Source organism: Devosia sp. GW821-FHT12F11, assembly GCF_058806655.1.
In genome coordinates, this window is record NZ_JBXAPX010000001.1 from 319,907 (window position 1) to 339,742 (window position 19,836).

Genomic DNA, 19,836 nt, shown 5'->3' on the forward strand with positions numbered 1-19,836 from the left:
CCGACAACAGGGAGGCTCAGATGCCGGGCCTCACACGCCACGATCTCGATGCCTTACGACTGAAAATTGCCGCCCTGGAAAAGCGCCCGCTGCTGGCCGAAGGCGCGGCGCTGCTGGCCGAGCGGCTGGGGCGGGCTGCCAATGATGAGCCCGAGAACGCCGATCCGCTCGAGCTGCTCGCTGCCCCCAATGGGCTGCTGCACGAGGTGTTTGCCGATGAGCAGCGCCAGAGCGGCGCGGCGCTCGGCTTCACCTTCGGGCTCGCCCGGCAGCTGCTGACCTCGGAGCGGCAGGCGGTGCTGTACCTGCAACTGGTGGGGGAAGGCCAGGAGTTGGGGCTGCCCTATGGCGCCGGGCTCACGCAGTTCGGCATCGATCCGGCGCGGCTGGTGATCGGCCGGATCGAGACGGTAACCGAGCTGCTCTGGGCCATGGAGGAAGCCATTGCCTGCCGGGCGGTGGCCGGGGTCATCGCCGATCTCGCGAGCCACCCCAAGGCGCTGGATTTCACCGTATCGCGCCGGCTGAGCCTCCGCGCTGCCGCAGCCGGGACCTCGGCCTTCCTCGTCCGCTACGGCCGGGGCCGCGAGGCGAGCGCCGCCAAGCTCCGCTGGCGCATCTCGCCGGCCATGAGCGGGGAGCTGCCGTTCGACCCGCGCGCCCCGGGAATTCCCCGCTTCCAGGTCGAGATCGAAAAAGGCCGGCTCGGCGACAAGACGCAGCGCGCCGAAGGCAAGACCATGCTTGTGGACTGGACAGAAAATGGCTTCGTTTCAGTCGAACCCAAACGCCGCACCGGAACTGCTGTTCACCGAACGGCGCCGCCACCTCGCCCTGTCGCTGCCGCGCTGGGCCACCGACTGTCTCAAGCGGGCTGACCCGGAGCTCGCCCGCTCGTCGCGCCCGCTGGCCCTGTGGGAAAAGCAGAAAGGCGCCATGCGTCTCGCCGCGGTGGATGCGGCTGCGGCGAAGGCCAACCTGATCTCCGGGCAGAACCTCTCGGATGCGCGGGCGCTGGTGCCGGAACTGGAAGTGCGCGAGATCGACCGGGTATACCTCGAGCAGGTCTTCGCCGATTTTGCCGACTGGCATTCCAACGCCAGCCCGATCGTCGCCGTGCACACGGCAACGGCGCCCTATGGCGACCTGATCCTCGACATCACCGGGGTCGCCCACCTGTTCGGCGACGAACAGAAAATGCTCGAGGTGCTGGTCAGCCGGCTGCGCGCCCTGGGTTTTACCGTCTCCGGCGCCATCGCCGATACGGTTGGAGCGGCCTGGGCGCTGGCGCATTTCTCCGCCGGCCGCATCGTCCCCAGGGGAGAGACCGAAGCGGCGCTCGCTCCCCTGCCGATCGTCGGCTTGCGGCTCGAAGAGGCGCAGGTTGCCGGGCTCAACCAGATGGGGCTCAAGACCATCGGCCAGCTCTATGGCCGGGATCGGCGGGCGCTGCAGGCCCGCTTCGGCGAAACGCTGATTCTAAGGCTCGACCAGGCGCTGGGGCGGATCGAAGAGCGGATCACCCCGCGCCTGCCGATCGCCGAATATTATGCCGAGCGCCGCTTCGCCGAGCCCATCGGTTACATGGACGACGTGCTGATGACGGCGCGCGATCTCGCCATCCAGCTCGGCCTGCGGCTCGAAGCCGAGGGAATCGGCGCGCAGACCTTTCATCTCTTGCTTTATCGGGTCGACCACAAGGTGATGAACCTCACCATCAATGCCGGCCGGGCGACCCGCGACCCCAACCATATCGCCCAGCTGTTCGTGCACCGCTCGGAGCGGCTCGAAGGCGAATATGATGCCGGGTTCGGCATCGACATGATCCGGCTGGCGGCCAGTTCGCTGGCGGAAGTGCAAAGCACCCAGCTCGGGGCGTTCGAGGTGCAGGATGGGGCCCAGGATCTCGACCGGCTCTATGATCGGATGACCAGCCGGCTCGGCCCGCTGGCGCTCACCCGCTCGAAATTCGTCAACACCCACATCCCCGAGCGGGCCGCCAAGCTCGAGCCGGTGATCGCCCGGACCGAGGACGATCCGGAGGCGCTGCCCGATCCGGAACTTCGGCGGCCGCTCCGCTTATTGCCCCATCCGGAACCGATCAACGTGATGGCGGAGGTGCCGCATGGCCCGCCGATGCGGATCATCTGGCGGCGGATCGCTTACCGTATCCTCAAGGCCTCGGGGCCGGAGCGGATCGAGGCCGAATGGTGGCGCTCGGGCAAAAACCTCGAGGTGCTGGAGCGGCCGGAGCGAGGCAGCAAGCGGCGTGACCCGCGCGACGACCCCAAAACTGACAAGCCCAAACCCAAGGAGCCGGAGCATGTTTCCGCACTCGCGGCGTTCGATCCGCTGACCACGGTGCGCGACTATTACATCATCGAGGATGATGGCGGCCGGCGCTTCTGGATCTTCCGCATCGGGCTCTATGGCGCCGCCGAAGCGCCGCGCTGGTTCCTGCACGGGTTCTTCGCATGAGCCGGCTCGCCTATGCCGAACTGATGGTGACGTCGAACTTCTCGTTCCTGAGAAGCGGCTCGCACCCCGAAGAACTGGTCTCGGCAGCGATCGAACTGGGGATGAGCGGCGTCGGCATCTGCGACCGCAACAGCTTTGCCGGCGTGGTTCGGGGCTACGTGGCGCATCGCGACCTCAAGCATAAGGCGCCGGATTTTCGCTATGTCGTCGGGGTCCGGCTGTGCTTTGCCGACGATACCCCCGACATCATCGCCTACCCCTCGGACCGCGAGGCCTATGGCCGGCTCTGCCGCATGCTGAGCCGTGGCAACCTGCGCAAGGAAAGCGAAAAGGGCAAGTGCGTGCTGAGCTTCGCCGACCTCGCGGACTTCATCGCAGGCCAGCTGCTGATCCTCCATTGCGACGAAACGCGCTGGGAGCATTCCGGCGCCGTGCTCGAACGCCTCGCCAAGCTCAGCCCGGGCAATGTCTGGCTGGCCGCGGCCGTGACCTTCAAGGGCACCGACCGCAGCAGGCTCAACCGGCTGGCCGCGATGGCGGCGGCGGCCGGCGTGCCGCTGCTGGCGGTCAACGACGTGCTCTACCACGAGCCCAACCGCAAGATCGTCCAGGACGTGGTGACCTGCATTCGCGAGCACCTGACGCTGGAAACCGCCGGCCGGCGGCTGCAGCAGAACGCCGAGCGGCACCTGAAGCCGGCAAGCGAGATGGCCCGGCTGTTCGCCGAGCATCCCGAGGCGATCGCCGAGACGCAGTTGCTGCTGGATCGCATCGGTTTCAGCCTCGACCAGCTGAAATACAATTATCCGACCGAAACCATCGGCAATGGCGAGACGGCCCAGGAGACCTTGGAGCGGCTGACCTGGGTGGGGGCGCATGGGCGTTACCCAAAAGGTATCCCCGACGACATCAAGCGGAGCCTCTGGAACGAGCTCTGCCTCATCGCCTACAAGGGCTACGCTTCCTACTTCCTCACCGTCGAGGATATAGTGCGCTACGCCCGGCATGAGCTCAGAATCCTCTGCCAGGGACGCGGCTCGGCCGCCAATTCGGCGGTCTGCTATTGCCTCGGGGTGACCGAGGTCGACCCCACCAAGGTCAAGCTGGTGTTCGGCCGCTTCCTCAGCACCGAACGCGACGAACCGCCCGATATCGACGTCGATTTCGAGCATGAGCGGCGCGAGGAGGTGATGCAGTATGTCTACGCCAAATACGGTGGCGAGCGGACCGGGCTCACCGCCACCGTCATCTCCTACCGTTCGAAAAGCGCCATCCGCGAAACCGCCAAGGTGTTCGGGATTTCCGACGACACTATCGGGGCGCTCAACCAGCTGCATTGGGGCTGGGGCAATGCCGCCGATCTCAAGGGCATCAAGATGCTCGGTCTCGATCCTGACGATCCGACCCTGACGCAGATGTTCAATGTGGTGCCGGTGCTGAAATCCTTCCCCCGCCATCTCAGCCAGCATGTCGGCGGCTTCGTCATCACCCGCGACTCGCTCGAAAGCCTGGTGCCGATCTCGAAGACGGCGATGGAGAGCCGCACCATCGTCGAGTGGGACAAGGACGACATCGACGCGCTCGGCATCCTCAAGGTCGATATCCTGGCGCTCGGCATGCTCACTTGCCTGCGCCGTTCGTTCGAGCTGCTGCATCAGCACTATGATCGCGATGTCACGCTGCCGCAGCTGATGGCGGAGGAGACCCAGCCTGAGGTGAAGGCTCCGGTCTACCGGATGACGCATCGCGCCGACACCATCGGGGTGTTCCAGATCGAGAGCCGGGCGCAGATGTCGATGCTGCCGCGGCTGAAGCCGGTGGAGTTCTACGATCTCGTCATCGAGGTCGCCATCGTTCGGCCCGGGCCGATCCAGGGCGGCATGGTGCATCCCTATCTGAAGCGCCGGCAGGGGCTCGAGAGGGTGGAGCCCATGCCACCTGATCTCTATGAGGTGATGAAGCGAACCCATGGCGTGCCGCTGTTCCAGGAACAGGCCATGCAGATCGCCATCGTCGCTGCCGGCTTCACCCCCGGAGAAGCCGACAAGCTGCGCCGCGCCATGGCGACGTTCCGGCGCAACGGTACCATCCATACCCTCAAGGACCGCTTCCTCAGCGGCATGAAAGCCAATGGCTATGCAGAGGATTTCGCCCGGCGCTGCTTCGCCCAGATCGAGGGGTTTGGCGATTACGGTTTTCCGGAAAGCCACGCCGCCTCGTTCGCGCTGCTGGTCTATGCCTCGTGCTGGATGAAGTGTCACTACCCCGATGTGTTCGCCTGCGCGCTGCTCAACAGCCAGCCGATGGGCTTTTACTCGCCGGCGCAGATCGTCCGCGACGCCGTCGAACATGGGGTCGAGATGCGGGTCGCCGACGTCAACCGCTCGGACTGGCTGCATGTGCTGGAGGATGGGGTTCCGGCGCGCGAACGGCTCGCCAAACAGCATGCCGAAATGCGCGACGATATCCTGTCGAACAAGGCGATCCGGCTCGGCCTCAGGCAGGTCATCGGGCTGAAGCAGGATCATGCCAGCCTGATCGTCGCCCGCCGCGGTGATGGCTATGCCTCGATCCGCGACCTCTGGGTGCGGACCGGCATTCCGGTGGCGACGCTGGAAAAGCTGGCCGAGGCCGATGCCTTTGGCTCGATGGGGCTCAATCGGCGCGAGGCGCTGTGGGTGGTGCGCGGGCTCAACGGCGTGGCCGGAGCCGAGCAGCTGCCGCTGTTCGCGATCTCGAAGAAGGTGTCGAAACCCGATGATGCCGAGAGCGACCTGCCGGTGATGGCCCCAGGGGAATCGGTGGTGCACGACTACCGGACGCTGTCGCTGTCACTGAAGGGGCACCCGGTGGGGTTCCTCCGCCCCGAGCTCGATCGGCGCGGCACGCTGCGCTGCGCCGACCTGATCGACAAGCCGAACGGCGCCATCGTCGAAACCGCCGGCCTGGTGCTGGTGCGCCAGCAGCCGGGCACGGCAAGCGGGGTGATCTTCATGACGCTGGAGGACGAGACCGGCATCGCCAACATCATCGTGTGGAACAAGACCTTCGACAGCAACCGCCGCGTCGTGCTCGGTTCACGCCTGCTGGCGGTGCGCGGCCAGCTGCAGCGCGAGGGGCTCGTCACCCATCTCGTCTCCCGCAGCTTCACCGATTTCACCCCCAGCCTGCTCGACCTGGCGCAGGGTTTTGACATCGGCAACGGGGTTCTGGCGCATGGCGATGAGGGCCGCACCGGCCCGCATCCCGGCCGCGACGAGGGCGAGCGCCGCCGCCGCGAGCAGCTCGACCGCGAGGCGTATGCCGCGCTGCCGTCGGGGCGGAATTTTCATTAGGCGCTTCGGCCTGGGGCAGAACCGCAATCGCGGCAGCAGGCACCTCTTACCTTCTCCCCTTGTGGGAGAAGGTGGCCGAAGGCCGGATGAGGGGTACGCGCAACGAAGTGTAGCGCGATCCGAGCGTAAGCGAGGAGCGACCGAGCACGCGGAGGGATACCCCTCATCCACCCTTTGGGCACCTTCTCCCACAAGGGGAGAAGGCCCCCACTCCACTGCCGGGAGCGCTTCCCACTTGTATTAAAAAGGGCCGCCCTCGCGGGCAGCCCCTGACGCTTCAGCGATGGCTCCGCTTCAGCTGTCCATCTTTGCGCCGGACACCACCGCGTGCAGGTCGATCAGGCCAACCATGCGGCTTTCGTGCGTGACGATGCCGTTCAACAGCTCGGTGTCGATCGAGTTGCCCTCGGGCACGTTGTGGATGTCGGTCTTGGCGACGGTCAGGATGTCGGATACCGCGTCGACCAGGATCCCCACCCACTTCTCGCCGACGCTCATCACCACCACGACGTGGTTCTTGGTCGGCGAGGTCTGGCCTTCGCCGAAGCGGGCGCGCAAATCGAAGATCGGCACGATGGTGCCGCGGAGGTTAATCACCCCCCGCACGAATTCCCGGGTGTTGGGCAACGGCGTCGCGCCGTTCCAGGCGCGGATCTCGCGCACCGTGGTGATTTCCACCCCATAGGTCTGCTCGCCGATCGAGAACGCGATCAGCTGCAGCGAGTTGGCGGCAGCCGCGACGCTGCCGGAGATGTCGTCCTTGAATGCGAGGGATTCCATTTGGTCTTCTGCCTTTCCTGCCGGCCTCCTGGCCGGCGTCAGATGTGTCGTTCAGCTAGAGCGCTTTCAGGAAAAGTTGCAGACTTTTCCGCTTCGAAAGCGCGATCGAATAAATCCTCAGGCAGCGCTCTTGTGAGCCGCGGTGGCGGATTTCAGCCCCTGCACGTCGACGATCAGCGCCACGTTGCCGTCGCCCAGGATGGTGCCGCCGGCGATGCCTTCGATCGACTGGAAGTTCTCTTCCAGCGATTTGATCACCACCTGCTGCTGGCCGATGATGTCGTCGACGATCACCGCCACCTTCACCCCGCCTTCGGCCTCGCACAGCACCACGAAACGGTTGTCGCGTTCGACGTCGGTGGTCATCTCGAAGCGCGACGCCAGGTCCACCACCTGCACATATTCACCGCGCACCTGCAGCACCTGTCCACCGGTGGGCATGCGCGAGAAATTGGCCCGGGCGCACTGGATGGTCTCGACGATCGAGGAGAGCGGGATCACGTAGGGCGAACCCGCCACCTTCACCAGCATCACGTCGAGCACGGCGAGGGTCAGCGGCAGGCGCAGAGTCATCCGCGTGCCCTTGCCGGTCCAGCTCTTCACGTGCACCGAGCCGCCGATCTTCTTGATGTTACTGAGCACCACATCCATGCCGACACCGCGGCCGGAAATGTCGGAGACTTCCGAGGCGGTCGAAAAGCCCGGCGCGAAGATCAGCTGGTCGATCTGCTCGTCGCTCAGCGTCTGCTCCGGCCCCACCACGCCGCGGTCGCGTGCCACCTGCAGCACGCGCTCGCGGTTGATGCCGCCGCCATCGTCTTCCACGGCGATCAGGATGTTGCCGCCGGCCTGCTCGGCGGAGAGCCGGATCGCGCCGCTTTCCGACTTGCCGGCAGCGAGCCGTTTTTCCGGGCTCTCGATGCCATGGTCGGCCGAGTTGCGGATCATGTGGGTCAGCGGGTCGGAAAGCTGCTCGATGATCGTCTTGTCGATCTCGGTATTCTCGCCGATGGTTTCGAGCCGGATCTTCTTGCCGGTCTTGCTGGCGAGTTCGCGCACCAGTCGCGGCATGCGCGAGAACACGGTCTTCACCGGCTGGGCGCGGATCGCCATCACCGAATCCTGCAGGCCGCGCGTCGTCTGCGCCAGCACTTCGAGCCCACGCACCAGTTCCTGGTAGCGGGCGCGCAGCGTCTCATCCATCTGCTGGGTGAGCATCGACTGGGTGATCACCAGTTCGCCCACCATGTTGACCACGCGGTCGATCTTGTCGAGATCGACGCGGATCGACTGCACGCCGTTGCGGCGATCCTCGGCGCCCGAACGCCGGTCGTTCTCGCCTTCGAATTCCTCGGCGGGAGCCGCCTGCTTCAGCGGCGGCGGCAGCACCGGTGGCGCCGCCTTCAGCGCCGGCTTCATGCTTTCGGCCAGCGCCGCAAAGCTCAACAGCTCAGCCGTCGGGGCTGCCTCGACCTCGGCAACGGCAGCCGTCGGCTCGGTCACGTCGGCCATCAGTTCGGCGAACGACGGCATCGCCTCGATCTCGGCATCGAGCGCCGCTTCGGCCACCGGCGCTTCACCGCGGGTGATCTCGAGGTCGCAATTGCCTTCGACGAATTCGAACACCTCGGCGATCGCCGCCTCGGTCACGGTGTCGGAGCTGAGCGTGATCTCCCAGCTGCAATAGACCCCGAACGGCTCGAAATCGGCCAAGGCCGGGATCTCGTCGAGCACCGCCCTTACCTTGATATCGCCGAGCGTCCCCAGCTCGCGCAGCAGCAGCAGCGGATCGTTGGCGCGGGCGTAAAGCTCGGAATGCGGGGTGAAACGGATGATCCAGTGCCCGGCTTCCGGCGCCAGAGGTGGCGCCTCGAAGGCATCGTCAAGCACGGCGAGGCTCAGCGGCTCCTCGGCCACCACGTCGTTATCATCATCTTCCGCCCCGGCGATGGTCACCATGACCGGCACGAAGTCGATGTCGAATTCTTCCATCGGCTCGCCGGCCATATCCGGGTCATCAGAGGTCAGCGCGTCGAACTGGTGCTTTTCCTCGGCGCCGTAGCCGGCTTCAAGCTCAGTGCCGTCCTTGGCCGCCGCGACGAAGTCGGCGACGATATCGTTGGCGCGAATGCAGAGCGCCGCTACCTGTTCGCTGAGCTCCACCCGTCCGTCGCGGACATGGTCGAGCAGCGTCTCATAGGCATGCGCGAAGCCGACCAGCCCCTGGAAACCGAACGCTCCACCGCCCCCCTTGATCGAGTGGATGGCGCGGAACACCGCGTTCAGCCGGTCGCTCGAGCGGTCGCCCTCTTCGATGGCGGCGAACTGCTCTTCAAGTTCGAGCAGCAGCTCCGAGCATTCGTCGAAATAGGTGGCCTTGAAGTCGTCGAGGTCGCTCATGGACTAGTCACGAACCCTTCTGGGTTACCGGGAAGGCGAGAGAGGCGCGGTTGGAACTCAGTGCACCACGCGGTGGATCACCGAGATCAGCTTTTCCGGGTCGAACGGCTTGACGATCCAGCCGGTACCGCCGGCAGCGCGGCCCTGGTCGCGCTTGTCCTGGCTGGTTTCGGTGGTGAGGATCAGGATCGGCAGCGAATTGTGCATGCCCGAGGCGCGGACGTTCTTGATGAACTCGATCCCATCCATCACCGGCATGTTGATGTCGGTGATCACCACATCGACGCTCTCGTTCTTGAGCACATCGAGGCCCTTCTGGCCGTCTTCGGCCTGCAGCACCTCGAAGCCCGCATTGCTGAGCGTATGGTGCAGCATGGCGAGAATGGTTCGGGAATCGTCAACCGTCAGTACACGCATGAATTACCCTTCCATGATCGCGGCGAACGGGGCCTGAAGCCCCAGCCGCGAAACAGCCAGCCGGAACGCCTCGGAGGGCGCGCTGACCGAAAATGCGAAATTGTTGCGACGGGCGGTCTCGGCGGCACTCAACAGCATGAACAGCGCGTTGGTCGCCACCCGTTCGATCGCCGCCCCCGAGACCGTAACCGGCCCGGATTCGATGGCGTCGACCAGCTCGTCACGAATAGGATCGAGCGCGTCGAGATCGACGATCGCCGGCAAGGCGATAGTTTTGCTGCGTGCCTGAGCCATCTACTTGGCTGCCCCCGTGGACTTCTGCCCGGCGCCAGCATCCGATGGAACGGTTTAGGAAGTGCTAAATTCGGGCGATTTCGGCGCGTCAGGCAGCGCCCAGCACCGCCCGGATCGAGGCCCGGTCGACGCCCGCCAGTGAGTTGGGCCGCCACGCGGGCTTCTGGTCCTTGTCGACCAGCACCGCCCGTACCCCCTCGGCAAAATCCGGCAGCCGCGACAGCAAGCGGGCCAGCCGCAGGTCCGCCGCCAGCACGGCGCCGATATCGGCCATCCGCCGCGCCGCGTGGTGGCTCTCGGCAATGGCGACGAGGCTGGTCGGCGAACGCAGCGCCAATTGCGCCAGTTGCGGCTCGCGCCCTGCCGTGCCGACGATCGCCTCGGCGTCGTTCCAGTCGAGCCCTTGCTGCCGGTCAGCCGCGGCGCACAGCACCGCCTCGCCCACCGGCGCCATTTCCGCCTGCATCAGCGCGCCGAGCGCCGCCTCGATCCGCGGCGCACCGGCTGCCGCCGCAATCCCCGCCCGCACCGCGTCGCGCCGTGCCGGGTCGATCGCGCAATCGGTCAGCCCCAGCGCCAGCGCATCGGCAGCGCCTACCGGCACCCCGGTCATCGCGAAGGCCAGCGCCCGGTGCACGGGAGCCTTGCTGAGGATGAAGTTCACTCCCACGTCGCAGGTAAAGCCGATCGCCGCTTCCGGCATGGCGAAACGCGCCTCGGCGGTGGTGAAGCGGAAGGCGCAGTGGCCGGCAATGCCGATGCCGCCGCCCATCACGATGCCATGGGTCAGCGCCACCAAGGGCTTGGGATAACGCGCGATGATGCCGTTCATCCGGTACTCGGCGGCAAAGAAGGCGTCGGCCTCCGCTGCCTCGCCGTCGAGCACGGCCTGGCGCACAGCCCGGACGTCGCCGCCCGAGCAGAAGCCGCGCGGGCCCCTGCCCTCGAACAGCACCAGCCGGATCTCGTCGTCATCGGCCCATTGCTCGAGCGCCCGGGTGATGCCGTCGATCATCTCGAGGCTCAGCGCGTTGATCGCCTCGGGCCGGTTGAGGGCAATGATCCCCAGGTTTCCCTCACGAATCACATCGAGCTGGCCGGTCATCTCTCAGGTTCCCATGTGGCGACGCCAGTGGTAGAGCACCGCGCATGAAGGCCATCAACCCCCCGACCCCGCTCACCAATGTGCATCTGACCGGCATCGCGCGCGACCTCAAGGCGCGGGCCGATTCCGGCAGGCCGATCCGCATCGGCGTCATCGGTTCGGGCGAGATGGGCACTGACCTGGTGACCCAGGGCGGGCTGATGCGCGGCATCGAAGTGGCGGCCATTGCCACCCGCCGCCCACACACCGCCCGCGCCGCCATGGCCATCGCCTATGGCGACGACGCGCACGCCGTCGAAGCCGACACCGACAGCAAGGTCACTGCCGCCATCGAGGCCGGCAAGATGGCCGTCACCTCGGCCGAAACGCTGGTCAAGAACCCACTGATCGACGTGGTGATCGATGCCACCGGCAAGCCCGGCGTCGCGGCGGACTATTGTCTGACCGCAATGGAGCACGGCAAGCACCTCGTGATGATGAACGTCGAAGCCGACGTCACCATCGGCCCCTATCTGAAGCGCGAGGCCGACCGCCTCGGCGTCGTCTATTCGGTCGGCGCAGGCGACGAACCCAGCAGCTGCATGGAGCTGATCGAGTTCGCCTCGGCACTCGGCTACCGGATCGTCTCGGCCGGCAAGGGCAAGAACAACCCGCTCAATCACGACGCGGTTCCCGACGACTATCGCGAGGAAGCGATCCGCCGGAACATGAACCCGCGCATGCTGGTGGAGTTCGTCGATGGCAGTAAGACCATGGTGGAGATGGCCTGCATCGCCAACGCCACGGGGCTCGTCCCCGATGTGCCGGGCATGCACGGGCCGAAGGCCGACCGCGACGACATGGTCAAGGTGCTGATCCCCAAGGCGGATGGCGGCATCCTCAACAAGAAGGGTGTCGTCGATTTCACCATCGGCAACGGCGTGGCGCCGGGCGTTTTCGTCATCGTCGAGGCCGAGCATCCGCGCATCATCGAGCGCATGGACGACCTGCATGTCGGCAAGGGCCCGTACTACGCCTTCTTCCGCCCCTATCACCTGACCTCACTGGAAGTGCCGCTGACCGCGGCCCGCATCATGCTCTACGGCAAGCCCGACATGGTGCCGATGCCCAACCCCGTCGCCGAAGTCTGCGCCGTCGCCAAGCGCGACCTGGCGGTCGGCGAAAGCTTCGATGCCATCGGGGAGACCTGCTATCGCAGCTTTATCCTCACCGTCGAAGACGCCCGCCGCCAGCACGCCGTGCCGGTCGGCCTGCTCGAAGGCGGCAAGGTCACCGCGCCGGTGAAGAAGGGGCAGCTCCTTACCACCGCCAACGCGCTGCCCGACCAGACCACCCGGCTCTACGCCCTGCGCCAGCGCCAGGACCAGATGCTCGGGCTCACGGCGTGATCTCGAACACCTGCCTTGACCCGGCGTCGCGGTAGAAATCCACCCGATCGCCGTTCCAGTGATAGTCGAGATGCCGGCCCTGCCGCACATCGGCGCAGCGGTCGGGGTAGAACAGTCCCGCGCATTCGCCGCCCGGCCGCCTGACGCTGGGATAGACGACGCCCTCCGATCCCGCTGCCCGCAGGGCGGCGCCGAGGGTTTGCGCCTCGGAGTAATCGTCGGCGGCAAGCACGCCCGCGAGCGGTGCGAGGCGAAGTTCGGCCAGCTCAGCCTCCAGGTCGAGGACAATCTCGCGGAACTGCGAAGTCCAGCCGGCCGTCTCGTTGGTCGCGCGCATGAAGCGTTGATGGTGGTGGATGGTCTCGAACAGCGCGGTCTCGAACCCGTCGCCGACATAGAGCACGCCGAAACTGCCATCACTGAAGCGGCTCGGCCGGTCGGTCGTCGCATGGGTGAACGGCGCCATCAGGTAAGTGGCGCCAGGGCCTGATACCCGCCGCTCTACCGGTACCAGATCCAGTCGGCCGATCGATTCCATCAACCGCGGATTGGTCTTCTGCTCGGCCGAGATCAGCAACGGCCAGTCGCGCGGATCGGCAATGTCCTCGAACAGGTCTATCGGCGGGTGGATCGATCGGATGATCCGCACCGCACCGCGCCAGCTGACCGGAGCGGTGGGGGTGGCACTCACCAACTGCGCTCGGCGTCGAGATAACGCCGCACCCGCATCAGGTCCGTAAGCTCCCCGCCCAGCATCACGTCCAGCCCGCTTCTGCCGCCGAAGGCGGTGTTGGCGGCCTTGATCCAGCGATAGCCGCGTTCGGGCTCGCGAAAGATCAAGCGCAGCGCCTTGTGGATGCCCATGAGGTTCGAGAGCCGCGCTTTGCCGTCCCGGCCGAGCCGACCGATTTCACCGGCCTTCCAGCGTGCAAAGGTCCGCATCGGCAGGTCGAGCAGCACTGCCGCCTCCGCGTCGGTAACCTCCCAGCGCTTGAACAGGTTCAGCACCGCCCGAAACATCGCGGCCGCTTCCAGGTCCGTGATGGGCTCGGGATGAAAGGCACCGGCGTCGGTATTGATGGGCTGCAGCTGCATCGCACTCTCCATTTGGCACATAGTTATGCATTGTGCGCCAAATGGCAAGTCCGCCTGGTCCGCGGGCAGCAGCGACCTAGAGCGGCTCGGCATATCCCAGCAGCGCCATCGCCTCGGCATTGCCCGGGCGCGACCAGAACAGTTCGTGCAGGTGAGCCGGCAACTCATCGCGATAGGAGCCGACTACGCCGCGCCGGAAAAAACGTGCGTCCGTCCGGCGCAGCGCCGCGAAATCCGGTGCATCCGCCCCCTCGAGTGGCCGCAGCTGGGGCACCAGCGCCGCCATCGCCGCCGTCACCTCTCCTACCGGATCGGCGATCAGATCGTCGTAGCGCAGCACGATGCGTTGACGCGCCGCCGGCTGCAGCCAGCTCAGCACATTGGCTCCCCAGCTGCCTGTCCCGCTCGGCGTGTCGCGCTCGATCATCTCGCGCAACCGCGGCTCGAACGCGACCGGATCGGCCTCGCTCATCATCCGTGCCCAGGACACGAGGCTGTCGCGACCATCCCGCACCAGGCAGATCGCCCGGTCGGCCTCGTCAACGTCGGTATCGCGCTGCCGGTGTGTCTTGACGAAATGCACGGCATCGGAGGCGCGCATCGCCGCGTAACTCGCCGGCCGGTCCGCATATCCGACAAAGCTCGTACCGAGCCGCTGCGCCACCCCGTCAACATCATAGACGGTGGAACTGCGCACCCCGTAGAGCCGGTCGAGCAGGATGCGCAGAAACGTGTTGCCTGAGCGCGGGAAGGACGCCAGCCAGACGATCACCTTCAGCTCCCGCGGATCGCGATCTTTCCCTGTCGGCCCTTTTCGTTGCTGGCTTCGGCGGCTTCCGCCGCCTGTTCGAGCGGAAACACCTCGGCGATCGGCAGTTTCAGCTCACCGCGCGCCGCCTTGCCGACGAACTCGACAATGGCGCCGCGGATCTGCTCGGGCGTGTGGAAGCTCGAGGGTTTGGCGGCCCAGAACCCCTTCACCACCGCCCGCTTGAACAACAGGTTATCGGCGCTGATCTGCATCGGCCGGCCGCTCAAGGCGCCGAACGAGATCAGCCAGCCCTCTTCGGCGACGAGGTCCAGCAGCTCGTCTGACGCCCGACCGGCAACCGAATCCAGCGCCCGCCGGATCGGCGCGCCGCCGGTGATCGCGCGGGCCCGATCCTGCCAGTCCTCATGCTCGCTCGACACCGCATCGCCGATGCCTTCGGCGGCCAGTTCAGCAACCGCTTCCTCGCGTCGCACGATGTTGAGCACTCGCACACCGCGCTCTGCAGCCAGCTTGGCGATGATCTTGCCCACCGCGCCATTCGCCGCGTTCTGCACGATCCACTCGCCCGCCTCGACCTGCAGCTCGCCCAGCAGCCGCCAGGCGCTCAGCGGCATCGACACCAGCTGGCACGCCGTCGCATCGTCGATCCCATCGGGCAGCGGCACCAGCGATTGCGCGCCGGCGAGATAATATTCCGCCCAGGCGGCGCTCGCCCCGCCGGTCACCCGTTGCCCCAGCTTGAGGTTGGTCACGCCTTCACCCAGCTTGTCGACCACCCCCAGCGCCTCGGTGCCGGGCACATGCGGCAGCCGCGGCTTGTAGCCATAATGCCCGGTGACGATCATCAGGTCGTGGTTGTGGATCGGCGACAGCACAAGCTTCACCCGCACTTGCCCCGGCCCGGGCTCCGGCAGAGGCCGCTCCTCGACCCGCAACACTTTCCTCGGGCTGCCGAACTCGTCGAACACCACCGCCTTCATCACATGCACTCCATAAAGTCGGCCACGCCTTCGAACCGCCGCGCCAGTACACTGACGAACCCCCGCACCTTGGGAGTGATGTTGCGATTGGATGGATAGACCGCGTTGACGTCGACCGACTGTATACTCCATTCGGGCAAAACCCTGACCAACCGACCATCGCGCAACGCATCGCCGGTGATGAATTCCGGCAGGTAGGTAATACCGAGGCCGGCAATCGCCGATTGGCGCAGCACCCAGTCGATATTGATTTGCACATGCGGCGTCACCGATTTCGGCGATGCCCTCTCGGCCTGATTTCTGAAGCTGGGCTGAACGGACCGGCCGGGCCACCCCGTTTGCCGCCGATTTAGCCGTTGCCGCGAAGTGCGCTCCGCGCCATCCCTCCGCCCCGCGGGGGTAATCGGGCGCCTGCGCCAAGCGGGACGTCCGAACCGCACCAACTGGAGCTACTATGACTGCATATCTTCGCGCCGCCACCCTTGCTGCACTCCTCGCCGTGGCGGCCTCCCCGGCCCTGGCGCATGGGACCACCTTGCCTGACGTCTCGAGCCTGCCCAAGGACGTGATCCAGCTCTCCGGCGTCGTCCCCGGCATGGGCGAACACTGGGCCAACCCCGCCCACCTGCCGCTCGGCCCGATCTACGGCGTCTCCAACGGCAAGGTGATCTTCCTCGAGTTCATGATCGACCAGGACTCGTTCAAGACCGGCAAGTCCTTCCTCGAGCTCGCCTCGAAGGCCGGTATCGAGCTGCCGCCCGTCGACCACGTCGATTTCAACTTCGAGCCGCAGGGCCACGAGGGATACGAGGTGCCGCACTACGACGTGCACATGTATTTCGTGAGCCACGACAACCACATGGCGATCACGCCCTGATCCGACGCCGGCGCGGCGGCATCCCCGCCGCGCCCCTGCCTCAATCCAGCGTCTGTCGATACCTCAGCATGGCGATCCCCGAGATCACCACGAGGATCATGACCAGCGCCCAAAGCTCGCCGGTCACATCGGCCACCTCGCCCCCCTTCAGCATCACCTTGCGCACCACCCGCAAAAAGTGTGTCGCCGGCACGGCCTGGCCGATGAACTGCGCCCAGCCCGGCATGCCGGCGAACGGGAACATGAAGCCGGAGAGCAGGATCGAGGGGAGAATGGTGAAGAAGCTCAGCTGCATCGCCTGCATCTGGCTCTTGGCCGCCGTCGAGATCAGGAAGCCCAGCGCCAGGTTCACCACGATGAACAGGTTGAAGCCGAGAAAGAACGCCCAGACGCTGCCCTCGAACGGCACCCCGAAGACGAGGCTGGCCGCCGCGAGGAACACCGCCGTCTGCACATAACCGACGAACACATAGGGCAGGATCTTGCCCAGCATCACCTCAAGCGGCTTCACCGGCGTCGCGATCAGCATTTCCATGGTGCCGCGCTCGGTCTCCTTGACGATCGCCACCGCGGTGATCATCACCATGGTCATCGAGAGGATGATGGCCAGCAGCCCCGGCACGATGTTGGTCGAGGTCTTGCCCTCGGGGTTGTATTCTCGGTGCACCACCATGGAGAACGGCGCCGAGCCCGCCTGCTGCGCCAGGGGGCCGGTTAACGTCTCGGCGATCGCCACGGTGACGATGCCCGACAAGGCCGCCACCGCCCCACCGGTGGCCGAGGGGTCAGAGGCATCGGCCGCCACCAGAATCTCCGGCTTGTTGCCGCGCACCACGTCACGCTCGAAATCCTCGGGGATCACCACCACGAAGTTCGCCTCGCCCCGCCGCAGTGCCTCCTCGCCCTCGCCGATCCCGGACACGGCTCCCTTGAACGCGAAGTAGGACGAGTTCTGCATCCCCGCGATCACCGCCCGGCTCAGCGGCCCGTTATCGCCCATCTCCACCAGCGTCGGCAGGTTGCGCGGGTCGGCGTTGATGGCAAAGCCGAACAGGAACAGCTGGATGATCGGCAACCCGATCATCATGCCGAAGGTGATGCGGTCGCGCCGCATCTGGATGAATTCCTTGTAGAGCACGGCGCCGAAGCGCTTGAACGAGAAGCCGAGGTTCATGCCGCAGCCTGCCCCGGTGCGCCGGCAGGTTTGACGGCATCGCCACCGTCTCCAGCGAAATTGTCCCGCGCCCCGGTCATCAGGTAGATGAACGCTTCCTCGAGCCCCGCCACCTGCAGGCTCCAGCGATGCGTGCCCTCGGCCCTGAGCCGTTCCACCGTCGCCTCGAGCACCGCCTTGTCGGTCCCCGATACGTGCAGCACCGTGCCGAACCGCGCCACCTGCACCACGCCGGGTTCCGTGAGCAAGCGGTCCTCGAGCTTGGCAAGCTCAGGCCCTTCCACCCGCCAGGTCTCGAGCCCCACCATTTCGGGGATCTTGGCCGAGGGGCCGTCGATCAGCTTCTTGCCATAGGCGATGTAGGTGATGAAGTCGCACTGCACCGCCTCGTCCATGTAGTGGGTCGAGACCAGCACGGTGACGCCGATGGCCGAAAGCCGGCGGATCTCGTCCCAGAAGTCGCGCCGCGCCTTGGGATCGACGCCGGCGGTGGGTTCGTCGAGCAGCAACAGCCTGGGCTCGTGCAACAGGCACGCCGCCAGCGCCAGCCGCTGCTTCCAGCCGCCCGACAGCGATCCGGCGAGCTGCTTTTGCCGGTCGGCGAGCCCGAGATCGGCCAGCGCCTGGTCGACGCGCTCCTTGCGCCGGTCGAGCCGGTACATACGCGCCACGAAATCGAGATTCTCGCGGATCGAGAGGTCCTCGTAATACGAGAACTTCTGCGTCATGTAGCCGACCTGCTCCTTGATCTGCTCGGCCTGTTTGCGCACGTCGAAGCCGAGGCATGTCCCCTCGCCCTCGTCCGGCGTCAACAGCCCGCAGAGCATGCGGATGGTCGTGGTCTTGCCCGAGCCGTTCGGCCCTAGAAAGCCGTAGATCGCGCCCTTCGGCACCTGGATGTCGAAATGGTCGACCACCCGCTTCGGACCGAAACTCTTGGTCAGTCCATGCACATCGATGACCAGCGGCTCGCTCATTTACCGGCGCTCCACCGTCACCGGCTGGCCAGGATGGAGGGTGGCGCCATCAAGCGTTGCTTCCACCAGGTAGCTCAGCCGCTGCCGCTCGTCGCGTGAGTAGATCACCGGCGGGGTGAATTGCGGGTCGGAGGCAAAAAAGCTGACGCGCGCCACCAGCCCGTCGGGGCAGCCATCGCAGCTCACCGCCAGCTGGTCGCCCAGCGCAAAGCCCGCCCGCGCCGCCTCCGGCACGTAGAACTTCACCTTCAGCGCCCCTTCCGGCAGGATCGAGATCACCGGCGTCCCGGCCGCAACGATCTCACCCGCATCGAAGAATATCCGCTCGATCCGTCCGGCCGCCGGCGCGGTGATGGTGCGGTCGGCGAGGTCCGCATTGGCCTTCTCCGCATCGGCATGCGCCGCCGCCAAGTTGGCCTCCGCCTGTACCTGCTGCTCAGTGCGCGCCGGCAGCTCCGCCACCTTCAGCTGCGCCTCGAGCTGGCGCACCGCCGCTTCGGCGCTGGCGAGGCCCGCCCGGTCCTGGTCAAGCTTCGATTGCGGCACCAGTCCCTGCTCGAACAGCTTTTCGCTGCGCGTCGCGCTGTCGCTGGCGAGATTCATGTCCGCTTGCGCCTTCTGCAGGCTCGCCTGGATGACATCGAGTTCGTCGGCCCGGCTGCCGGTGGTCAGGTTCTTCAGCCCCGCCTCCGCCGCCGCCACTCGCGCCTCGGCGGCCGACAGCAGTGCGATCTGCTGCTCCGAGCGCAGCCGGAACAGCAGGTCGCCTTCCAGCACCACATCGCCTTCGCGCACCGAGATCGTCTCGATCGGTCCGGCGGTACTCGACGAGGCGTAGACGTAGCGTGCCTCGACATAGCCGTTGTAGCGGGGCGGCTCGGTTGCACCGAACCCCGGGATCACCAGTGCAATGAGGCCGAACAGCCAGGCGAGAAAACCGTCCATCACCGTCCCCTCAGCTGCTCGACCATTGCTTGGCGCTCGGCGGCGCGCTCAGCCCGTCGAACAGGATGCTGAGGTGGTTCTCGACCAGCTTTTCCATGTGCAGCCCCCCTTCCGGCGTGATGCCGAAGATCTCCGCCATCGCCACGTGCAGCATCAGCGGGCCGATGATCGAGCGGATGGTGAGGCTGGGGTCGACCTGCCGCAGGTAGCCCTGCTCGATGCCGCGCCGCAGCAGCCCCTCGACCGCCGGCAGCACTCGATCCAGCACCTCGCGCCGGTACATTTCGGCAAGCCCCGGAAAGCCCATCGCCTCACGGAAGATCAGCTTGGGCATCGCCATCACCTTGGGGTCGCCGAACCGGCCGGCCAGCATGGTCAGTACCATGCTGAGCACGACGCGCGGATCGCCCTCGTAATCGTGCAGCGTGGTCAGCGCCGAATCGGCGATCGGCAGGATCGCCCGCCGCACCAGCCCCTCAAGCAGCGCTTCCTTGGATGGAAAGTAGAGATAGACCGTGCCCTTGCTCAGCCCAGCGCGCTTGGCGATGTCCTCGACCCGGGTGGAGGCAAAGCCCTTCTCGATGAACAGCTCCAGCGCCGCATCCAGCACCTCGTCCGGTCGCGCCTCGGCGCGCCGGCGGAACTTCGGTCCGCGATCTGTATCGGTGGTGTTCATCGCTCGCTCGCCTTACTGACTGCTCGGTCAGTAGACTAATAACTGACTGGTCAGTCATTTGCAAGAACGTTGATCGCCCCGCTGGGGCGACATTGGATCGATGCAACTTTCGACTAACCGGTCATGCTCACGTTGACATCACG

At 66.0% G+C, this 19,836-nt stretch carries 19 protein-coding genes; 5 read left to right on the forward strand and 14 right to left on the reverse strand.

Going from position 1 to position 19,836, the window contains the following annotated elements:
• Positions 1–20: 20 nt before the first annotated feature.
• Genes AC1ROK_RS01645 through AC1ROK_RS01655 form a run of 3 tightly spaced genes read left to right on the forward strand, consistent with a single transcriptional unit; the run spans position 21 to position 5,813 of the window.
• The gene (locus tag AC1ROK_RS01645; RefSeq protein ID WP_492843187.1) at positions 21–878 is read left to right on the forward strand and encodes an ImuA family protein; all 858 of its coding nucleotides are present in this window, start codon (positions 21–23) and stop codon (positions 876–878) included.
• The gene (locus tag AC1ROK_RS01650) at positions 763–2,478 is read left to right on the forward strand and encodes a Y-family DNA polymerase (RefSeq protein WP_492843188.1); all 1,716 of its coding nucleotides are present in this window, start codon (positions 763–765) and stop codon (positions 2,476–2,478) included. The genes AC1ROK_RS01645 and AC1ROK_RS01650 overlap by 116 nt, the downstream gene beginning before the upstream one ends.
• Entirely contained in the window at positions 2,475–5,813 is a 3,339-nt protein-coding gene (locus AC1ROK_RS01655; RefSeq protein ID WP_492843190.1) for an error-prone DNA polymerase, read from the forward strand. The genes AC1ROK_RS01650 and AC1ROK_RS01655 overlap by 4 nt, the downstream gene beginning before the upstream one ends.
• Before the next feature lie 294 nt (positions 5,814–6,107).
• Here AC1ROK_RS01655 and AC1ROK_RS01660 read toward each other — a convergent pair whose 3' ends face one another.
• From AC1ROK_RS01660 to AC1ROK_RS01680, 5 genes are all read right to left on the reverse strand, one after another.
• Positions 6,108–6,593 (reverse strand): chemotaxis protein CheW, encoded by a 486-nt coding sequence (locus AC1ROK_RS01660; protein ID WP_055874692.1) that lies wholly within the window; start codon positions 6,591–6,593, stop codon positions 6,108–6,110.
• A gap of 117 nt (positions 6,594–6,710) precedes the next feature.
• A complete protein-coding gene (locus tag AC1ROK_RS01665; protein ID WP_492843192.1) occupies positions 6,711–8,993 on the reverse strand; it encodes a chemotaxis protein CheW in 2,283 nt (760 codons plus the stop codon).
• 57 nt (positions 8,994–9,050) lie between these two features.
• Entirely contained in the window at positions 9,051–9,410 is a 360-nt protein-coding gene (locus AC1ROK_RS01670; protein ID WP_055874686.1) for a response regulator, read from the reverse strand.
• Between the two features lie 3 nt (positions 9,411–9,413).
• Positions 9,414–9,674: an STAS domain-containing protein gene (locus AC1ROK_RS01675; RefSeq protein ID WP_492843194.1), complete on the reverse strand. Its 261-nt coding sequence runs from the start codon at positions 9,672–9,674 to the stop codon at positions 9,414–9,416.
• Between the two features lie 118 nt (positions 9,675–9,792).
• Entirely contained in the window at positions 9,793–10,809 is a 1,017-nt protein-coding gene (locus AC1ROK_RS01680; protein ID WP_492843196.1) for a 3-hydroxyisobutyryl-CoA hydrolase, read from the reverse strand.
• Positions 10,810–10,853: 44 nt separating this feature from the next.
• On the opposite strand from AC1ROK_RS01680, the gene AC1ROK_RS01685 reads away from it, so the two are divergent.
• Positions 10,854–12,197: an NAD(P)H-dependent oxidoreductase gene (locus tag AC1ROK_RS01685; RefSeq protein WP_492843198.1), complete on the forward strand. Its 1,344-nt coding sequence runs from the start codon at positions 10,854–10,856 to the stop codon at positions 12,195–12,197.
• Here the strand turns inward: AC1ROK_RS01685 and AC1ROK_RS01690 are convergent.
• The 5 genes from AC1ROK_RS01690 to AC1ROK_RS01710 form a co-directional block, all read right to left on the reverse strand.
• Positions 12,187–12,888 carry an RES family NAD+ phosphorylase gene (locus tag AC1ROK_RS01690; protein WP_492843200.1) on the reverse strand — a complete coding sequence of 234 codons (702 nt, stop codon included), beginning with the start codon at positions 12,886–12,888 and terminating at the stop codon, positions 12,187–12,189. The two genes, AC1ROK_RS01685 and AC1ROK_RS01690, sit on opposite strands and share 11 nt — an antisense overlap.
• Entirely contained in the window at positions 12,885–13,292 is a 408-nt protein-coding gene (locus AC1ROK_RS01695; RefSeq protein WP_492843202.1) for an MbcA/ParS/Xre antitoxin family protein, read from the reverse strand. Before AC1ROK_RS01695 ends, AC1ROK_RS01690 begins: the two co-directional genes overlap by 4 nt.
• Positions 13,293–13,368: 76 nt before the next feature.
• A complete protein-coding gene (locus AC1ROK_RS01700) occupies positions 13,369–14,064 on the reverse strand; it encodes a sulfotransferase domain-containing protein (RefSeq protein ID WP_492843204.1) in 696 nt (231 codons plus the stop codon).
• Positions 14,065–14,066: 2 nt separating this feature from the next.
• Positions 14,067–15,044: a zinc-binding dehydrogenase gene (locus AC1ROK_RS01705; RefSeq protein WP_492843206.1), complete on the reverse strand. Its 978-nt coding sequence runs from the start codon at positions 15,042–15,044 to the stop codon at positions 14,067–14,069.
• Complete coding sequence (locus tag AC1ROK_RS01710) at positions 15,044–15,484, reverse strand: LysR substrate-binding domain-containing protein (protein ID WP_492844657.1); 441 nt, start codon at positions 15,482–15,484, stop codon at positions 15,044–15,046. The genes AC1ROK_RS01705 and AC1ROK_RS01710 overlap by 1 nt, the downstream gene beginning before the upstream one ends.
• Before the next feature lie 14 nt (positions 15,485–15,498).
• Between AC1ROK_RS01710 and AC1ROK_RS01715 the strand changes: the two genes are divergently transcribed.
• Positions 15,499–15,921 carry a hypothetical protein gene (locus AC1ROK_RS01715; RefSeq protein ID WP_492843208.1) on the forward strand — a complete coding sequence of 141 codons (423 nt, stop codon included), beginning with the start codon at positions 15,499–15,501 and terminating at the stop codon, positions 15,919–15,921.
• A gap of 40 nt (positions 15,922–15,961) precedes the next feature.
• On the opposite strand, the gene AC1ROK_RS01720 is transcribed toward AC1ROK_RS01715, so the two are convergent.
• From AC1ROK_RS01720 to AC1ROK_RS01735, 4 genes are read right to left on the reverse strand one after another with little or no spacing between them, the layout of a single operon-like run.
• Positions 15,962–17,095: an ABC transporter permease gene (locus AC1ROK_RS01720; RefSeq protein ID WP_492843210.1), complete on the reverse strand. Its 1,134-nt coding sequence runs from the start codon at positions 17,093–17,095 to the stop codon at positions 15,962–15,964.
• A complete protein-coding gene (locus AC1ROK_RS01725) occupies positions 17,092–18,072 on the reverse strand; it encodes an ABC transporter ATP-binding protein (RefSeq protein ID WP_492843212.1) in 981 nt (326 codons plus the stop codon). The genes AC1ROK_RS01720 and AC1ROK_RS01725 overlap by 4 nt, the downstream gene beginning before the upstream one ends.
• Positions 18,073–19,017 carry an HlyD family secretion protein gene (locus tag AC1ROK_RS01730; protein WP_492843214.1) on the reverse strand — a complete coding sequence of 315 codons (945 nt, stop codon included), beginning with the start codon at positions 19,015–19,017 and terminating at the stop codon, positions 18,073–18,075. It lies immediately after the preceding gene.
• A gap of 10 nt (positions 19,018–19,027) precedes the next feature.
• On the reverse strand, positions 19,028–19,693 hold the full coding sequence (locus tag AC1ROK_RS01735) for a TetR/AcrR family transcriptional regulator (RefSeq protein WP_492843216.1): 666 nt from the start codon (positions 19,691–19,693) through the stop codon (positions 19,028–19,030).
• Positions 19,694–19,836: the final 143 nt, after the last annotated feature.